We start from the raw sequence: 14,690 nt of genomic DNA, 5'->3' as shown, positions 1-14,690 counted from the left end.
TTTCCGCCACCCGCACCACATGGGGCCCATGACCAAGCGCGCCACTGAACGTCCGGCGGCCTTCACCAAGCCCGCTCACTGGACCAACGACCCCGCTCCCCCGCCTGTCAAGGCCAAGGACGAGCAGGATCCCGACGGCCTTTCACCCACCCGCTACGGCGACTGGGTGCAGAAAGGCATCGCGATCGATTTTTGATTTGGGGTAGGAAAGCCCACCCCCAGCTCCTCCCGCAAGCGGGAGGGGAGAACAAGGCCATGCCCTCCCGCTTGCGGAAGGGCCGGGAGGCTTGGCGGTTTACCTCCTAGCCGGACGGGGTGGGCCGGCCGCTACTGCCGCCACCCGCCGCCGAGCGCCAGGAACACCGCGATCTGGTCGTCTACCAGTGTGGTTTGCGCCGAGGCGTGACTCACCTGAGCGGAAGCCAAACTCGCCTGCGCACTTAGCAGATCGAGAAAAGCGCTACGCCCGAAGCGAAACAGCTTGCCTGCCTGCGAAGCCGATAGCCCCGCCGCATCTGCCGCCCGGCCCAGTGCCGCCTCGCGCTCCCGATCCCGCGCGTAAGTCTCCATGGCCGATTCCGCCTGCCGCAGCGCTTCCAGTACCGTACCGTCGAAATTGGCGAGATCGACGCGCACTTGCGCGTCGGCCTGATCGATCTTCGCGCGTACGGCCGGGCGGTTGGGGAAGCTCCAGCTGAGCAGCGGGCCGAGACTCATGCCGAAGCTGTCGCCGGTGCCGAAATCGTGGATCGGGCCGGAGAAGCCCAGCGACCCGCCGATACTGACCGAAGGATAGAGGTCCGCCGTCGCCACCCCGATGCGCGCGGTGTCGGCGGCGATGGTACGTTCCGCAGCACGGATATCGGCGCGGCGACGGATGAGCGCGGCACCATCCTCGACCGGCACTCCGCCCGCGAGGCGCGGCAGCGTAGCGCAGTCTGCGACTTCCGCAGGAAAATCGGCGGGCGGACGGCCCAGAAGTGTCGCCAGCAGGTAAAGCGAGTTCTGCCGCGCGGCAGTGAAGGCCGGAAGCGCGGCCGCGCTGGTCTCTACTGCGGCGGCAGCACGGCTGACGTCGAACGCGGTGCCGCGACCGCCCTTCTGCAGCCGCCGCGTGGCGTCGAGGGTCTGGCGCTGGAGCTGTACCACCCGCTGCGTCACCCCGAGCTGGTAGTTGGCGGCGCAGACTTTGGCATAGGCGCTGGTGGTCGCGGCGGCGACGCTGACGCGCACGGCATCGCGCGCGGCCTCGGTCGCCTCGGCATCGGCGGTGCTGGCCTCGATGGCTCGGCGCAGCTTGCCTTTCAGGTCGAGCGGGTAGCTCAACGCAAGTCCGAGATTGTCGGTCACCACGCCCGGCATCGAGACGCCAGTGGAGGACTGGCGCGACAAATCGACGCCGCCGCTTACCGCCGTCGACAGCGTGCGGGCGGCAGCAGCCTCGCGCAGCACGGCGCGGGCGCGGTCGAGATTGGCGTCGGCGGCACGCAAGTCGGTGTTGGCCGCCAGCGCCTGCTCCACCAGCGCGTCGAGGCGCGGGTCGTCGTAGAGCTTCCACCAGTGATCCGGCAGCGGCTCCTGCGAGAACGCCGCACCATTTGCCGAGTTGAACGTCCCTTGCGCGGCCGGCGCATTGGAGACGGCGTTCTCAGGCGGATGATAGTCCGGCCCCGCTGTCGCGCAGGCGGACAAGGCGAGCGCCAGCGCTGCCGAGCACAGGAAGCGCGGCAAGGTCACTGCACCTTCCCCTTCGGTGCGGGCTTGTTCTGGCTGTGCTGCTCGCCATGCTGCTCGCCATGCTGCTCGATCGTGACCGTCGCGGTGCGGCCCAAGATCAGGCGCACGTCCTTAGGCACCTGCGTCAGCCTCACGCGCACCGGGATGCGCTGGGCGAGACGCACCCACGAGAAGGTCGCCGCGACATTGGGCAGAAGGTTGCCCGAATCGCTGCGGGTATCGTCGTTGATGCCTGCCGCGATGCTCTCGACCCGCCCCTTGAGCACGTTCTCCTCGCCCATCAGTTTCACGCTCACCGGCGCGCCGATGCGGATCAGCGGCAGCTTGGTTTCCTCGAAGTAGCCTTCGACCCGGATCGAATCACCATCGACCAGCGCCATGGCCTGGCTACCGGCGGCCACGTAATCGCCGGGATGCAGGTCGAGGTTGGTCACCGTGCCGTTGACCGAGGCATGGACCTGCGTGCGCTGGAGGTTTAGCCTGGCCCCGTCCAGCGCGCTCTGCGCCTCGGCCACGGCGGCGCGGGCGGTGGCCACCTTGGCGACGTTCTGTTCGTGCGACTCGGTGGCGACGAGGTCTCCCAGCGCCAGATCGCGCGAGGACTCGCGCTGTGCCTGCCCCAGCGTCGCCCTTGCGCTGGAGAGGCTGGCCTCGGCCTGCTCCACCGCCAGCGAATAGCGCGGCTTGTCGATCACGAAGAGGAGATCCCCGGCCTTCACCTGCTGGTTGTCGTGCACCGAGACGGATGTGACGAGCCCCCCGATGTCCGGCGTCACCCGCACCACATCGGCACGGACACGGCCGTCGCGGGTCCAGGGACTGCGCTCGTAATGCATCCACATCCAGTATGCGATGAAGGCCGCAAGCAGGACGATGACGATGGTAGCGGCGCTGCGGCCGATGGCGGGAAGCAGGTTCTTCATGGGTGGAGACCAAAATAGGTGGCAAGGAAGGAAAGCGCGCCGAACACCATGACATAAAGGCACAGGTCGACGAGCGCGCGATAGGCGACAATGCGGTAGAACCCCACGAAATCGGCCACGCGCATGAGCAGCATGGTCAGGACCGAGGCGATGACCGCGATCAGCAGGAGCGTGGGCATGAACACGCCCAGGATGGAGACTTCGCCGTTCATGGCTGGCCTTTCAGCGCGGCGGCTTCGGGAAAGATGTTACGGCGCAGCGAGACCAGCGCCAGTGCCGCCTTGCGGCGCACGGACCGGTCCTCGTCGCGGGTGAAGACGTGGAGCGCAGCATCGATGTCGGCCAGCAGTTCGGGCGCGGCGGGCGGACGGTGCTCGGGCTCGAGCCGGCGGTAGTAGTCGGCCACGTCGGCCAGCACACTGGTGAGGGGCGCGCTGCGAGCGGGCGGCAGGTCGAGCCGCAGCTCGCGCAGTTCGCCGATCGCCACGCCCGTGCGCAGATCCCGCAGCACGTCGTAGAGCGGCGCGCCCGGCTGCTTGCCTGATAGCGCGAGGCGGGGATTGAGCAGCGCGATACGGTCGAGCATGCGGTTGATCCAGCCGCGCACGTCGGGCGGTCCGTAGAGGTTGGCACGCTCGGCGATATCGCGCCAGCCCGCGCGCAAGGTCCGCCGGATGGCGCTCTCCAGCCCGGCCGTTTGCAGCAGGCGCGCCATCACGATGGCGAACAGAGTGCCCAGCAGCTGAGCCAAGGAGCCGTTGGCGAACGTGGCGAAGTTGTCGCTATACTGCTCGGCGATGATGAACGGGCTGCCCATGCCGAGCAGCGCAGGCAGCGCGACACCGGCGTAGCGCGGCGAGTGCATCAGCGAGCCGAGCACCAGCAATGGCGGCGCCAGCGTCAGCGCCAGCATCGTAAAACCGTCGATGCGTGGCAGGATGCCGAAGGCGTAGATCATGCCCAAAATCGTTGCGATGAGCGTGCCGTTGAAGAACATCCACAGCGGCAACAGCGGATTGTCGGATGCCGAGAACAGCGCCAGGAACACGCCCGCCAGCATGACGGCGGTGGCACCGTCGTTCCAGCCGCTGCCGATCCACAGCGTGCAGCCCAGAATGATCGTCAGCGCCGCACCGGCCGCGCCGCGCAGGGCGCCGCGATAGTCGCGGTGAACCTCGCGGTTGCGCCGCCCTTCCAGCAACGGCGGAATGCGCGCGGAAACCGGCTTGCGGTTGCGGGTGCCGAGTTGTTCCGCAAGATCGCGGCAATCGAGATGCGCCTCGATCAGGCTGGAAAGCCGTGAACCCAGGCTGAGGACGAGCATGTCGTCCCAGCCGGACGCGGCATCGATCCGCGGTTCAAGCGCGGCACAACGGGCCTTGAGGTCGGCGCCGACCTGCTCGCGCTCCTCGCGGCTCGCTTCAATCCGCGAGAGCCAGTCACGCGTGTCGGCAAGCAACGCCTCCGCCTCCTCGCTCATGGCATCGTGTTCGCGTAAGGCGCCGATACGGTCGGAGACGGCGGCACCCAACGGCATCAGCAGCGAAAGTTGGTCCTGCAGCGCCCGCACCGTGCGCACACGCGGGGCCAGGCGGCTGGTCTCGAACGGTAAGTGGATCGAAAGTTGATGCAGTTCGGTCACATCCTGCGCCAGTCGCCGCTTTTCCGCCTCGATCGAAGGATCTGGTTCCAGTTCCAGCGAATCGCGACTCCAGCGCTCGGCATCGCGCAGCATCATCGCCACGCGGCCGAGCAGGAACGTCGAGACCGAACCCGGCAGGACGATACCGTGGATCAGGCTGCCGCACAGGATACCAATGGTGATCTCCTGAACGCGCAGCGCGGCATCCTCGAAGATGAGGTCGGGCGTTTCCACCGTCGGCAGCACGATCAGACAAGCGGTATAACCCGCTAAAACGAACATATAGCCGCGCGGCGTGCGATCGAGCAGGGAGACGAAGACGCACAGCGCCAGCCACGAAGCGAGCGCCAGAGTCAGCAGTTCCGGCGAATGGGCCAGCGGCGGCACCATGAGCACCGAAGCCGTGGCCCCGACGAAAGTGCCGATGACGCGGAACAGCGCCTTGGAAACGACCGCGCCGGCTAGCGGCGCGGCGACGATATAAGCGGTAAGGAAGGCCCAGTACGGTCGCTCCAGCCCGATCGAAAACGAGATATAGGCCGCCAGGATCGCTGCCAGAAACGCCTTGATCGAGAAGATGGCCGCCGGGACGCCCCAACGCGCGAAGACCGGCCGGTTCATGTCCGCCCCCGCATCTCTGCAGCGCGGTTGCCCACAGTAGTAATCAAGTTTACGGCCGCTTCGAGGTCGGCGTCCGGAATGCCGTCCAGCAATTCCCCCCGCAGCGCCACCAGCCGCGCTTCCGCCTTGCGGGCGATACCCGCGCCCTCTCGGGTAAGGTGGAGAAGATTGGCGCGGCGGTCACCGGCATCGGCGAGGCGCTCGACGAGACCCGCCGATTCGAGCTGGCGCACGGTGGTGGTCAGCGAGGCTTCGGTGATGCCGATCGCCCGCGCCAGATCCGCCTGCCGCGCCCCCGCACCCAGCCGCTCGAGATGAACCAGCGCCCAGCCCGCCGAGTTGGAAATCTCCAGCGAGGCGAGGATGCGGTCGGCAAGCTGCCTCCACGCCCGCCCAACAGGCGCGAGTTGCGTGGCGAGGTCATGGGCAAGGCTCGATCGGTCGGTCATGGGTCCTGGGGGGATCGGGGGTGGCGGGTACTTAGGCTCCTAACTATTATCGGGCAACCGGGTTGCCCTTGCGATTTACAAGCCAGCAATGCCGGAAATTGCAATTCGCGCAAGTGGGACGTTTGGGCCACTTCGTCGTCCCGGACTTGATCCGGGACCGGTGGCAGTGAACGGCCCATGTCGCTGCGTGAAGCTATTGCTCACCTAAAGACGGCCACCGGTCCCGGATCAAGTCCGGGACGACGCGACATTCAGGGTTCGATCTCGATGGGGGTGCCGTCGGCCACGACTTCCCACAGAGCCTCAATCTCTTCGTCGGAAACCGCAATGCAGCCGTCGGTCCAGTCGCCGGGTACACGCCCCTCAGCCCAATCGTTCGGCTGACCGTGAATCATGATCATCCCGCCCGCAGAGCGCCCCCGCCCCGCCGCAAAGGCGCGGTCGTCGGCGTTGGGGTAAGAGATATGAAGCGAGAGATGATAGGCGCTCGCCGGGTTGCCCCAGTCGATGACATAACGCCCCTCCGGGGTCCGCTCGTCGCCTTCGAAGCGCTTGGGGCCGACGGGCTCGTCGCCGAGCTGGATATGCTCGATCACATGGACGAGGCGGCCTTCCGAGTAGAGTTCCATGATCCGCGCCGCCTTGCGTACGCGGATCATGTCGATGTCAGGCAGTTTCAAAGGCCGGGGCGCCTCGGTGGCGCCCAGCAGCAGAAGCAGCGGGGCGAACCTCAGGACGCCCCGCATCATCATCAATCCACGAAAGGATCGCGCACGAGGATGGTGTCCTCGCGCTCGGGGCTGGTGGAGACGAGCGCCACCGGCGTCTCGATCAGTTCCTGGACGCGCTGGATGTACTTGATCGCCTGCGCGGGGAGGTCCGCCCATGAACGGGCACCGGCGGTGGTGCCCTGCCAGCCGTCCATTTCCTCGTAGATCGGCTCGACCGCGGCCTGATCGGCGGCGTGGCTTGGGTAGTAATCCAGCACCTTGCCGTGCAGGCGGTAGCCGGTGCAGATCTTCACCTTGTCCATGCCGTCCAGGACGTCGACTTTCGTGAGGGCGATGCCGGTGACGCCCGAGATCGCGCAGGACTGGCGCGTCAGCACCGCGTCGAACCAGCCGCAGCGGCGCTTGCGGCCGGTGACGGTGCCGAATTCATGGCCGCGCTCACCCAGACGCTGGCCGGTCTCGTCCTCCAACTCGGTCGGGAACGGGCCGGAGCCGACGCGGGTGGTGTAGGCCTTGACGATGCCCAGCACGAAACCGGTCGCCGAGGGGCCGAGGCCCGAACCACTGGCGGCGGTGCCCGACACGGTGTTGGAGCTGGTGACGAAGGGATAGGTACCGTGATCGACGTCGAGCAGCACGCCCTGCGCGCCCTCGAACAGGATGCGCGCGCCCGCCTTGCGGACCTTGTTGAGACGCTTCCACACCGGCTGGGCGAACTGCAGCACGAAGGGCGCGATCTCGCGCAGTTCGTTGAGCAGCGCCTCGCGGTCGATAGGGGGCTGGCCGAAACCGGCGCGCAGCGCGTCGTGGTGCGCGCAGAGGCGATCGAGCTGCGGCTCCAGCGCATCGAGGTGCGCCAGATCGCAGACGCGGATCGCGCGGCGGCCGACCTTGTCCTCGTAAGCCGGGCCGATGCCGCGACCGGTGGTGCCGATCTTGCCCGCACCGGCGGCCGCTTCGCGCAGGCCGTCCAGCTCGCGGTGGACCGGCAGGATCAGCGGGCAGTTGTCCGCGATCGCGAAGTTCTCGGGATTGATCTCGACGCCCTGCCCGCGCAGCTTCTCGACTTCGGACTTGAGGTGCCACGGATCGAGCACGACGCCATTGCCGATGATCGAAAGCGTGCCGGTGACGATGCCCGAAGGCAGCAGGCTCAGCTTGTAGACCTGTTCGCCGACGACGAGCGTGTGGCCCGCGTTGTGACCGCCCTGAAAGCGCACCACTGCATCCGCCCGGCTGGCGAGCCAGTCGACGATCTTGCCTTTGCCCTCATCGCCCCACTGGGCGCCGATCACGGTAACATTTGCCATGGATATGCTCCTCCACCCTGCCACGGTGGATCCGGTATCGCCCTTCGACAGGACTCGACGATACGGATTTACGGTGGGGCAGGAGGCCCCGGCTTTTTCGGTCGGCGCCCTAAGGGCAAGGGGGGGCGGTAGTCAAGGGTCACCGGCACGAACGGGGTACTCTTCATTACACTTGGCGACTTGCCCCTGCCCGCTCCGGCCTGCGACCGTGCAGACATACCACGGGAGCATGCGACCATGAAGAAAACCCCAATGATCACGATCGGTGCCCTGCTGCTGGCGGCAGCCACGCCCGCCCTCGCGCAGCAGCGAACGGAAACGCTGAGTTACGGTACCGGAGCGCTGCAGACGCTCGATTTCTGGCCAGGAACTCAGAACGGGGCCGCGCGCAAAAAGCCTTCCCCACTGGTCGTCTTCGTTCACGGCGGTGGCTGGAAGCGCGGCGACAAGGACAGCGCCACCGGCCGCTACAAGGTCGCGCACTACACCGGTGAAGGTTACGCCTTCGCCAGCGTCAACTACCGGCTAGTCCCGGACGCGACCGTGGAGCAGCAGGCGCAGGATGTTGCCGATGCGCTCGCGGCCCTGCTCAAACAGGCGGATTCGCTAGGCATCGCGCGCGGCAAGGTCGTGCTGATGGGGCACAGCGCAGGCGCGCATCTGGTGGCGCTGGTCGGCACCGATCCGCGGTATCTGCGCAAGGCCGGACTGGCCTACTCCGACATTCGCGGCGTGATCCCGATCGACGGCGCCGCCTACGACGTCCCCGCGCAGATGCAGGACGCCGAGCGGCTGATGGGCGGTGCATATCGGCAAGCCTTCGGAACCGAGCCGTCGCGCCAGCGCGCGCTTTCGCCCACCTTGCAGGCGGCCGCGCCCAATGCGCCGCAATTCCTGCTGCTCCACGTCCAGCGCGCCGACGGCGTGCGGCAAGCCCAGGAACTGGAAGCGGCGCTGCGCAAGGCGGGCACAAAGGTCGAGCGCGAAGGCTTCCCCGGACGCGGATTGCCGGGGCACATTCAGATCAACCGCGAACTGGGCAATCCGGACTATGCCGCGACCGGCGTGGTCGATCGCTGGCTCGCCCGGGTGTTCGGCTAAAGCGCGACCGCCTCGCCGCCTTCCAGCTTGTGCGAGCAGCCCAGCGCCAGCGCATCGTCCGCTTCTGAGAGCGCGGCCACGGTCACCCAGCCGATCGCCCGCTGACGACTGGCGACCTCGCGGTCATGGCCGAGCGGGAGGAACAGGCGGCGCTCTTCGCCCGCAGCGGCGGACAGGCTCTCGATCAGCGGATCGGGATAGAGCGAGAAGCCCGTCGCGGATTCCGGATTGCGGCCGGTCTGACCAAGGATCGAATAGGTGCCACCACGCCCAAGACTGCCCGGCACGCCATCGGCGTAGATCGTGAAACCGAACCAGGACTGATACTCGAAGCCATGGCGCTCGGACGGATCGAGCGTCAGCCGCGCCTTGCCGCCGACCCGCGCGGCGATCGCCCGCAGCGCGGCAATGCGGCTGGCGAGTACACCGCCGACATCAAAGGCTGCCAGTTGCTCGATCGCGCTGTCGAACGGCCCGACGGCGTAGAGCAAAGGCAGATAGGCTTCACCGCCCGCATCGACCAGCCCGCCTGCGTCCTTGGCGTCGAGCATCTGGCGCACCGCCTCGATGTTCATGGAGGGCAGCGGCAGTGCCCCTGCGCTCAGCGTATCGACGAGGTCGGGGAGGGTGAAGTCCACCGAAACGCCCGTCGCGCCCGCCGCGCGCAGCGCCTCGATCGCCAGTTCGACGATCTCGGCCACCGCTTCGGTCGAATCGGCGCCGACGAGTTCCGCGCCCAGCTGCAGGCGCTCACGCGCCGGATCGAGGCCGTCGCCCTTGATCGTCACCACCTGCCCCGAATAGGACAGCCGCAGCGGCCGCGGCGCCTGCGCAAGGCCGGTCGCGGCGATGCGCGCGACTTGCGCGGTGATGTCGGACCGCAAGGCCAGCATCCGCATCGAGACCGGATCGACGAAGCGGAACATGCGGCGCACCTGAACGCCCGCCATGCGGTGCGCCAGTGCCTTTTCGAACTCCAGCACGGGAGTCTCGACGCGCGCGTAGCCGTGACTCGCAAGAACGTCATGCGCGGCGCGGCGCACCGTCTGGGAAGCCCATGCCTGCTGCGGCAGACGGTCGCCCAAGCCCTCGGGCAGAAGATCGCGGTCGTTTTCCTGCATAATGGCCGCGCCCTTAGCCCGCCGAAGCGCGGTTGTCGAATGTACAAATTTGCGACGATTGGCGACGAATTTTCCATCGGCTCCGGAAGGTCCAGCCGCTAAGTCGAAGCCAGGCGTCTGGCGGGACGCATCCTGTTTCAATCAACGAAGGCGCAACCATGAGCCCTGCCCGCAAGATTACCCCGCTTCTGGCCGTACTGCTGATGACACTGGCTCCACCAGCCCTTGCGCAGGGCATGGGAGGCATGGATGGCGGCATGGGCGGCGGCGGAATGGGTGGCGGTGGCATGGGCGGAGACGACATGGGCGGCGGAGGCCCTCCGGGAGGCGGCGGCGGTGCTCGCCCCCCTCAGCCGCCCAAGCCGATCAAGCGCGCGCGCTTCGACAAGATCGTCACCGACATGTTCCGCGACGCCGACACCAACCGCGACGGCACCGTAACACTCGACGAATTGCACGCGCTCGTCGAGGCGCGACGCGCGGTCATCATCAAGGAACGCTTCGCCGCAATCGACGCCGACCGCAACGGCTCGATCTCCATGGCGGAATTCAGCGCGTGGCAGAGCAAGATGGGCTCGGCCGCCACCAGCGACGATGCCGCGACCGGTGACCGAAGCGGCCCGATCGTCGAGGCCGTCATGCCCGACGTCGGCGAAGATCGCGCACTCGCGCGGTTGATCGAGCCCCTCAGCGGCACCGTCATCGCCCGCGCCAACACCAATTACGACGCAGGCGTCTCGCTGGAGGAACTGCTGGCCTACGAAGGCAAGCTGTTCGACACGGCGGACACCGACCACGACGGCTACCTGTCGATGGAAGAACTGCGCCCCAAGGGCAAGGACGGGGAGCGCATGCGCGGTCCCGGCGGCCCCGGCCCGATGGGCGGCCCGCCGCCGCGCTGATGCTTCAAAGCAACACGCGCCAGGTCTCGCCCTGAACCGGTTCGCCGAACGTATGGTGGACCTGGGTGTCGATGCACTCGAAGCCGTTGCGCGCGTAGATGCGGCGCGCGGCTTCGAGCACGGTATGCGTCCATAGCACCACCTGCCGGTAGCCCTTCTCCCGCGCGAAATCGAGGCAGCCGGCGACCAGCGCGTCGCCGATGCCCCGCCGCCGCGCGAAAGGCTCGACGTGGAGCAGGCGCAGCCGAGCGGTGCCTTCCCCCTCGTCGGTAAGGAACACCGCGCCGGCCATGACCCCGCCCAGATCCGCGACCCAGCAGCGCTCTCGCTCCGCATCGGAGTTTCGCAGGAACGCTGCAGTGGTTTCCGCCTCCACCACTTCGAGCCCATGCCCCCAACTGTGGCTTTCGGCGTAGAGCACCGACTGACGGGCCGCCACCTGACTGACTTCGCCGACCCGCGCGTCGCGGATCGTGAAGGCATCGGGCGCCTGGCGATCCAGCAGCAGCCGCGCCCGCGTCAGCGCCTGCACCAGATCGTCGCGCTCGGTCGCGCTCAGGCTTTCCAGATCGTGCGCGACAGCATCGCGCTGGCGCCCGTCGATCTCCTCGAACGCCGCCTGCCCCGCCTGCGTGAGCCGGATCGGGCGGGCGCGCGCATCACTGTCGAGCCGGTCGCGCGCGACCCAGCCCCGTTCCTCGAACCGGGCGATCATCCGGCTGAGGTAACCGCGATCGAGGCCCAGTTCGGCCTGCAGGACATTCGCCAGCACCGGCCCCAGCCGTGCGATCTCGAACAGGAGGCGCGCTTCCGGCAGGTTCGCATCGGTGTCGAGAAAGCGCGCGTCGATGGCGCCGACGTGCCGGGTGAAGAAGCGGTTGAAGGTGCGGATCGCGTCGATGGCCTGGTTCATGCGCCAGCCTTGATCGATTATGTTGACTTAGTCAACAATATCGAGAAGTGCGAGACGAACGACGCCTCCCGAACGAGAAAGGGGCCGATGCCGCAAGGCACCGACCCCTTTTCGTTGGGAGCTTGTTAAAGCGTCAGCTTAGAACGTCAGCGCCTTGACGGTCTTCACGCCCGGCAGCGCACGCGCCTGCTCCAGCAGTCCGGCCGAGAGATCGCCGTCCACCGAGAGCAACAGCACCGCTTCGCCGCCAGCCGCGCGGCGACCGAGGTTGAAGGTGCCGATGTTGATCGCGTTCTCACCCAGCAGCGTGCCGATGCGGCCGATGAAGCCCGGCGCGTCCTCGTTGACGATATAGAGCATCGAGCCGTCCAGCTCGGCCTCGACCTTGATGCCGAACATCTCGACGAGGCGCGGCTCGACGTTGTTGAACAGCGTGCCGGCCACCGAACGCTCGCCCGCTTCGGTCTTCACCGAAACGCGGATCAGAGTGTGGTAGTCGCCCTCGCGCTCGGTCTTCACTTCGCGCACTTCGAGGCCGCGCTCCTTGGCGAGGAACGGGGCGTTGACCATGTTCACCGTAGCCGACTGCACGCGCAGGAAGCCGGCGAGGACGGCGGCGGTGATGGGCTTCTGGTTCAGTTCGGCGGCGGCGCCCTCGACGTGGATCGAGATGCGCGGAACCGAGTCCACGGTCAGCTGGCCGACCATCGAACCCAGCACTTCGGCCAGCTTCATGTAGGGCTTGAGCTTGGGGGCTTCCTCGGCGCTCAGCGAGGGCATGTTGAGCGCGTTGGTGACACCGCCGTTGACGAGGTAGTCGGCCATCTGCTCGGCCACCTGGAGCGCCACGTTGACCTGCGCTTCGGTGGTCGATGCGCCCAGATGCGGGGTGCAGATGAAGTTCGGGGTGCCGAACAGCGGCGAATCCTTCGCCGGTTCGGTCTGGAACACGTCGAGAGCGGCGCCCGCGATGTGGCCCGAATCGAGGCCCGCCTTCAGCGCGGCTTCGTCCACCAGACCGCCGCGTGCGCAGTTGATGATGCGCACGCCCTTCTTGGTCTTGGCAAGGTTCTCGGCCGAGAGGATGTTGCGGGTCTGGTCGGTCAGCGGCGTGTGCAGCGTGATGAAGTCCGCCTTGGCCAGCAGCGTTTCGAGGTCCGCCTTCTCGACGCCCATTTCCACGGCGCGCTCAGGCGTCAGGAACGGGTCGAAGGCGACGACCTTCATGCGCAGGCCCAGCGCACGGCTGGCGACGATCGAGCCGATGTTGCCCGCGCCGATGAGGCCGAGCGTCTTGCCAGTGACTTCGACGCCCATGAAGCCGTTCTTCGGCCAGGTGCCGGCCTGCGTCTGGGCGTTCGCCTCGGGCAGCTGGCGGGCGAGCGCGAACATCAGCGCGATGGCGTGCTCCGCGGTGGTGATCGAGTTGCCGAACGGGGTGTTCATCACCACCACGCCCTGCGCCGAGGCAGCCGGGATATCGACGTTGTCGACGCCGATGCCGGCGCGGCCGATGACCTTGAGGTTCTTGGCGGCGGCCAGCATTTCCTTGGTCACCTTGGTCGACGAACGGATGGCGAGGCCATCGTATTCACCGATGCGGGCGATCTGCTGTTCCGGATTCTCGCCGGTGATGACGTCGACGTCGCAGCCCATCTCTTCGAAGATGCGGGCGGCGTTGGGGTCCATCTTGTCGGAAATGAGGACTTTGGGCTTGGTCATGGAATGTGTTCCTTCACGCTGGCCGTAAGGGAGGCCATGGCGGAGTGAAATTCTCGAATAAAATCGCGGAGTAAAACTCGATCACGCGGTAAAATCCCCGTCATCCCAGCGTAGGCTGGGACCGCAATCGGCCTTGCACGAGATGTCGCGCGTGGCGGCCAGCGGTCCCAGCTTTCGCTGGGATGACGGCGGTATTTTTACGCCGCGACCTGTTCGGCCTTGACGGTGGCGTAGGCCCAGTCGAGCCAGGGACCGAGATCCTCGACGTCCTGGGTGTCGACCGTGGCACCGCACCAGATGCGCAGGCCCGCAGGGGCATCGCGGTATCCGGCGACGTCGTAGGCGGCGTCCTGCTTTTCGAGCAGGGCGGCGAACTTCTTGATGAAGTCGGCGTCGGCACCTTCGACGGTCAGGCACACCGAGGTCTTCGAACGGGTCGCCTCGTCCACCGCAAGGTGGTCCAGCCAGTCACGCTCGGCGACGATCTTGCCAAGGGCAGCGGCGTTGGCGTCCGAACGGGCCTTCAGACCTTCCAGACCGCCCAGCGACTTCGACCATTCCAGCGCGAAGATCGCGTCCTCGACGGCGAGCATCGAGGGGGTGTTGATCGTCTCGCCCTTGAACACGCCCTCTGCGAGCTTGCCCTTGGAAACGAGGCGGAACACCTTGGGGAGCGGCCATGCCGGGGTGTAGGTTTCCAGACGCTCGACCGCGCGGGGGCCGAGGATGAGGACGCCGTGACCGCCCTCGCCGCCCAGAACCTTCTGCCAGGAGAAGGTGGCGACGTCGATCTTCGACCAGTCGATGTCGTAGGCAAACACCGCCGAGGTCGAGTCGGCGAAAGTCAGGCCCTCGCGGTCGTCGGGGATGAAGTCGGCGTTCGGAACGCGCACGCCCGAGGTGGTGCCGTTCCAGGTGAACAGCACGTCGGTGCTGAAATCGATCTGGGTGAGGTCAGGCAGCTGGCCGTAGTCGGCGCGGATCACGGTGGGATCGAGCTTGAGCTGCTTGGCAGCGTCCGCCACCCAGCCTTCGCCGAAGCTTTCCCAGGCAACCGTGGTCACGGCGCGCTGGCCGAGCATGGTCCACATGGCCATCTCGAAGGCGCCGGTGTCGGAACCCGGGACGATGCCGATGCGGTGGGTATCCGGCAGCTGCAGCACTTCGCGCATCAGGTCGATGCAGTAGGCGAGGCGAGTCTTGCCGATCTTCGCACGGTGCGAACGACCCAGCGATTCGGTGGCGAGCTTTTCGGGGGAATAGCCGGGCGGCTTGGCGCAAGGTCCGGAAGAGAACTGCGGACGAGCAGGTTTACGCGCGGGAACGGCAATCAAATCAGTCATTTCTGACTCTCCTTACAGAGAGCACGCGCGGCGTTGGGACCGCGTGGCCCGGAGCCGCTCCTAGTGGCACCCACGGGGATGTCAATCGTCTTGCAGGCCAAAGGGCGGTCAGTTCACTGTGTAAAACGGTCGCATGCATATGGCGCCCTGCCGCCGTGTAAGGCACGGATAAGCG

General features: G+C 67.0%; 14 protein-coding genes. 3 read left to right on the top strand and 11 right to left on the bottom strand.

What is annotated here, in order from left to right; all coding sequences use genetic code 11:
- Positions 1–28 precede the first annotated feature (28 nt).
- Complete coding sequence (locus BES08_RS01400) at positions 29–196, top strand: DUF1674 domain-containing protein (RefSeq protein WP_008832636.1); 168 nt, start codon at positions 29–31, stop codon at positions 194–196.
- 131 nt (positions 197–327) lie between these two features.
- Here the strand turns inward: BES08_RS01400 and BES08_RS01395 are convergent, their stop codons facing one another.
- The 7 genes from BES08_RS01395 to BES08_RS01365 all read right to left on the bottom strand — a co-directional run bounded on the left by BES08_RS01395 (position 328) and on the right by BES08_RS01365 (position 7,413).
- Complete coding sequence (locus tag BES08_RS01395) at positions 328–1,737, bottom strand: efflux transporter outer membrane subunit (protein ID WP_008832635.1); 1,410 nt, start codon at positions 1,735–1,737, stop codon at positions 328–330.
- Complete coding sequence (locus BES08_RS01390) at positions 1,734–2,660, bottom strand: efflux RND transporter periplasmic adaptor subunit (protein WP_008832634.1); 927 nt, start codon at positions 2,658–2,660, stop codon at positions 1,734–1,736. The genes BES08_RS01395 and BES08_RS01390 overlap by 4 nt, the downstream gene beginning before the upstream one ends.
- Complete coding sequence (locus BES08_RS01385) at positions 2,657–2,872, bottom strand: DUF1656 domain-containing protein (RefSeq protein ID WP_008832633.1); 216 nt, start codon at positions 2,870–2,872, stop codon at positions 2,657–2,659. Before BES08_RS01385 ends, BES08_RS01390 begins: the two co-directional genes overlap by 4 nt.
- The gene (locus BES08_RS01380) at positions 2,869–4,923 is read right to left on the bottom strand and encodes an FUSC family protein (protein WP_069707495.1); all 2,055 of its coding nucleotides are present in this window, start codon (positions 4,921–4,923) and stop codon (positions 2,869–2,871) included. Before BES08_RS01380 ends, BES08_RS01385 begins: the two co-directional genes overlap by 4 nt.
- Complete coding sequence (locus BES08_RS01375; RefSeq protein WP_008832631.1) at positions 4,920–5,372, bottom strand: MarR family transcriptional regulator; 453 nt, start codon at positions 5,370–5,372, stop codon at positions 4,920–4,922. Before BES08_RS01375 ends, BES08_RS01380 begins: the two co-directional genes overlap by 4 nt.
- A gap of 251 nt (positions 5,373–5,623) precedes the next feature.
- A complete protein-coding gene (locus BES08_RS01370; RefSeq protein ID WP_069709108.1) occupies positions 5,624–6,118 on the bottom strand; it encodes a L,D-transpeptidase family protein in 495 nt (164 codons plus the stop codon).
- A gap of 5 nt (positions 6,119–6,123) precedes the next feature.
- The gene (locus BES08_RS01365; protein WP_008829316.1) at positions 6,124–7,413 is read right to left on the bottom strand and encodes an adenylosuccinate synthase; all 1,290 of its coding nucleotides are present in this window, start codon (positions 7,411–7,413) and stop codon (positions 6,124–6,126) included.
- Positions 7,414–7,650: 237 nt separating this feature from the next.
- Between BES08_RS01365 and BES08_RS01360 the strand changes: the two genes are divergently transcribed.
- A complete protein-coding gene (locus BES08_RS01360) occupies positions 7,651–8,514 on the top strand; it encodes an alpha/beta hydrolase (protein ID WP_420873459.1) in 864 nt (287 codons plus the stop codon).
- On the opposite strand, the gene BES08_RS01355 is transcribed toward BES08_RS01360, so the two are convergent.
- Positions 8,511–9,635 carry an ATP phosphoribosyltransferase regulatory subunit gene (locus BES08_RS01355; RefSeq protein ID WP_008829318.1) on the bottom strand — a complete coding sequence of 375 codons (1,125 nt, stop codon included), beginning with the start codon at positions 9,633–9,635 and terminating at the stop codon, positions 8,511–8,513. The genes BES08_RS01360 and BES08_RS01355 overlap by 4 nt on opposite strands.
- A 158-nt stretch (positions 9,636–9,793) precedes the next feature.
- On the opposite strand from BES08_RS01355, the gene BES08_RS01350 reads away from it, so the two are divergent.
- Positions 9,794–10,537 carry an EF-hand domain-containing protein gene (locus BES08_RS01350; protein WP_069707493.1) on the top strand — a complete coding sequence of 248 codons (744 nt, stop codon included), beginning with the start codon at positions 9,794–9,796 and terminating at the stop codon, positions 10,535–10,537.
- 4 nt (positions 10,538–10,541) lie between these two features.
- Here the strand turns inward: BES08_RS01350 and BES08_RS01345 are convergent, their stop codons facing one another.
- The 3 genes from BES08_RS01345 to BES08_RS01335 form a co-directional block, all read right to left on the bottom strand.
- The gene (locus BES08_RS01345) at positions 10,542–11,450 is read right to left on the bottom strand and encodes a bifunctional helix-turn-helix transcriptional regulator/GNAT family N-acetyltransferase (RefSeq protein WP_069707492.1); all 909 of its coding nucleotides are present in this window, start codon (positions 11,448–11,450) and stop codon (positions 10,542–10,544) included.
- 138 nt (positions 11,451–11,588) lie between these two features.
- A complete protein-coding gene (serA, locus tag BES08_RS01340) occupies positions 11,589–13,172 on the bottom strand; it encodes a phosphoglycerate dehydrogenase (RefSeq protein WP_069707491.1) in 1,584 nt (527 codons plus the stop codon).
- A gap of 197 nt (positions 13,173–13,369) precedes the next feature.
- Complete coding sequence (locus BES08_RS01335; RefSeq protein ID WP_069707490.1) at positions 13,370–14,515, bottom strand: phosphoserine transaminase; 1,146 nt, start codon at positions 14,513–14,515, stop codon at positions 13,370–13,372.
- Positions 14,516–14,690 lie beyond the last annotated feature (175 nt).

Origin of the sequence: Novosphingobium resinovorum, assembly GCF_001742225.1 — a bacterium.
In the GTDB taxonomy this organism is placed as follows: Bacteria; Pseudomonadota; Alphaproteobacteria; order Sphingomonadales; family Sphingomonadaceae; genus Novosphingobium; species Novosphingobium resinovorum_A.
Note: the sequence above shows the minus strand (reverse complement) of the source record. Positions and strands in the feature narration are given on the sequence as shown.

Bases quoted from the DNA above. Each gene is read 5' to 3' on its own strand.
- BES08_RS01400 (WP_008832636.1), top strand. From the start codon at position 29: ATGACCAAGCGCGCCACTGAACGTCCGGCGGCCTTCACCAAGCCCGCT.
- BES08_RS01390 (WP_008832634.1), bottom strand. From the start codon at position 2,660: ATGAAGAACCTGCTTCCCGCCATCGGCCGCAGCGCCGCTACCATCGTC.
- BES08_RS01385 (WP_008832633.1), bottom strand. From the start codon at position 2,872: ATGAACGGCGAAGTCTCCATCCTGGGCGTGTTCATGCCCACGCTCCTG.
- BES08_RS01380 (WP_069707495.1), bottom strand. From the start codon at position 4,923: ATGAACCGGCCGGTCTTCGCGCGTTGGGGCGTCCCGGCGGCCATCTTC.
- BES08_RS01375 (WP_008832631.1), bottom strand. From the start codon at position 5,372: ATGACCGACCGATCGAGCCTTGCCCATGACCTCGCCACGCAACTCGCG.
- BES08_RS01370 (WP_069709108.1), bottom strand. From the start codon at position 6,118: ATGCGGGGCGTCCTGAGGTTCGCCCCGCTGCTTCTGCTGCTGGGCGCC.
- BES08_RS01365 (WP_008829316.1), bottom strand. From the start codon at position 7,413: ATGGCAAATGTTACCGTGATCGGCGCCCAGTGGGGCGATGAGGGCAAA.
- BES08_RS01360 (WP_420873459.1), top strand. From the start codon at position 7,651: ATGAAGAAAACCCCAATGATCACGATCGGTGCCCTGCTGCTGGCGGCA.
- BES08_RS01355 (WP_008829318.1), bottom strand. From the start codon at position 9,635: ATGCAGGAAAACGACCGCGATCTTCTGCCCGAGGGCTTGGGCGACCGT.
- BES08_RS01350 (WP_069707493.1), top strand. From the start codon at position 9,794: ATGAGCCCTGCCCGCAAGATTACCCCGCTTCTGGCCGTACTGCTGATG.
- BES08_RS01345 (WP_069707492.1), bottom strand. From the start codon at position 11,450: ATGAACCAGGCCATCGACGCGATCCGCACCTTCAACCGCTTCTTCACC.
- serA (WP_069707491.1), bottom strand. From the start codon at position 13,172: ATGACCAAGCCCAAAGTCCTCATTTCCGACAAGATGGACCCCAACGCC.
- BES08_RS01335 (WP_069707490.1), bottom strand. From the start codon at position 14,515: ATGACTGATTTGATTGCCGTTCCCGCGCGTAAACCTGCTCGTCCGCAG.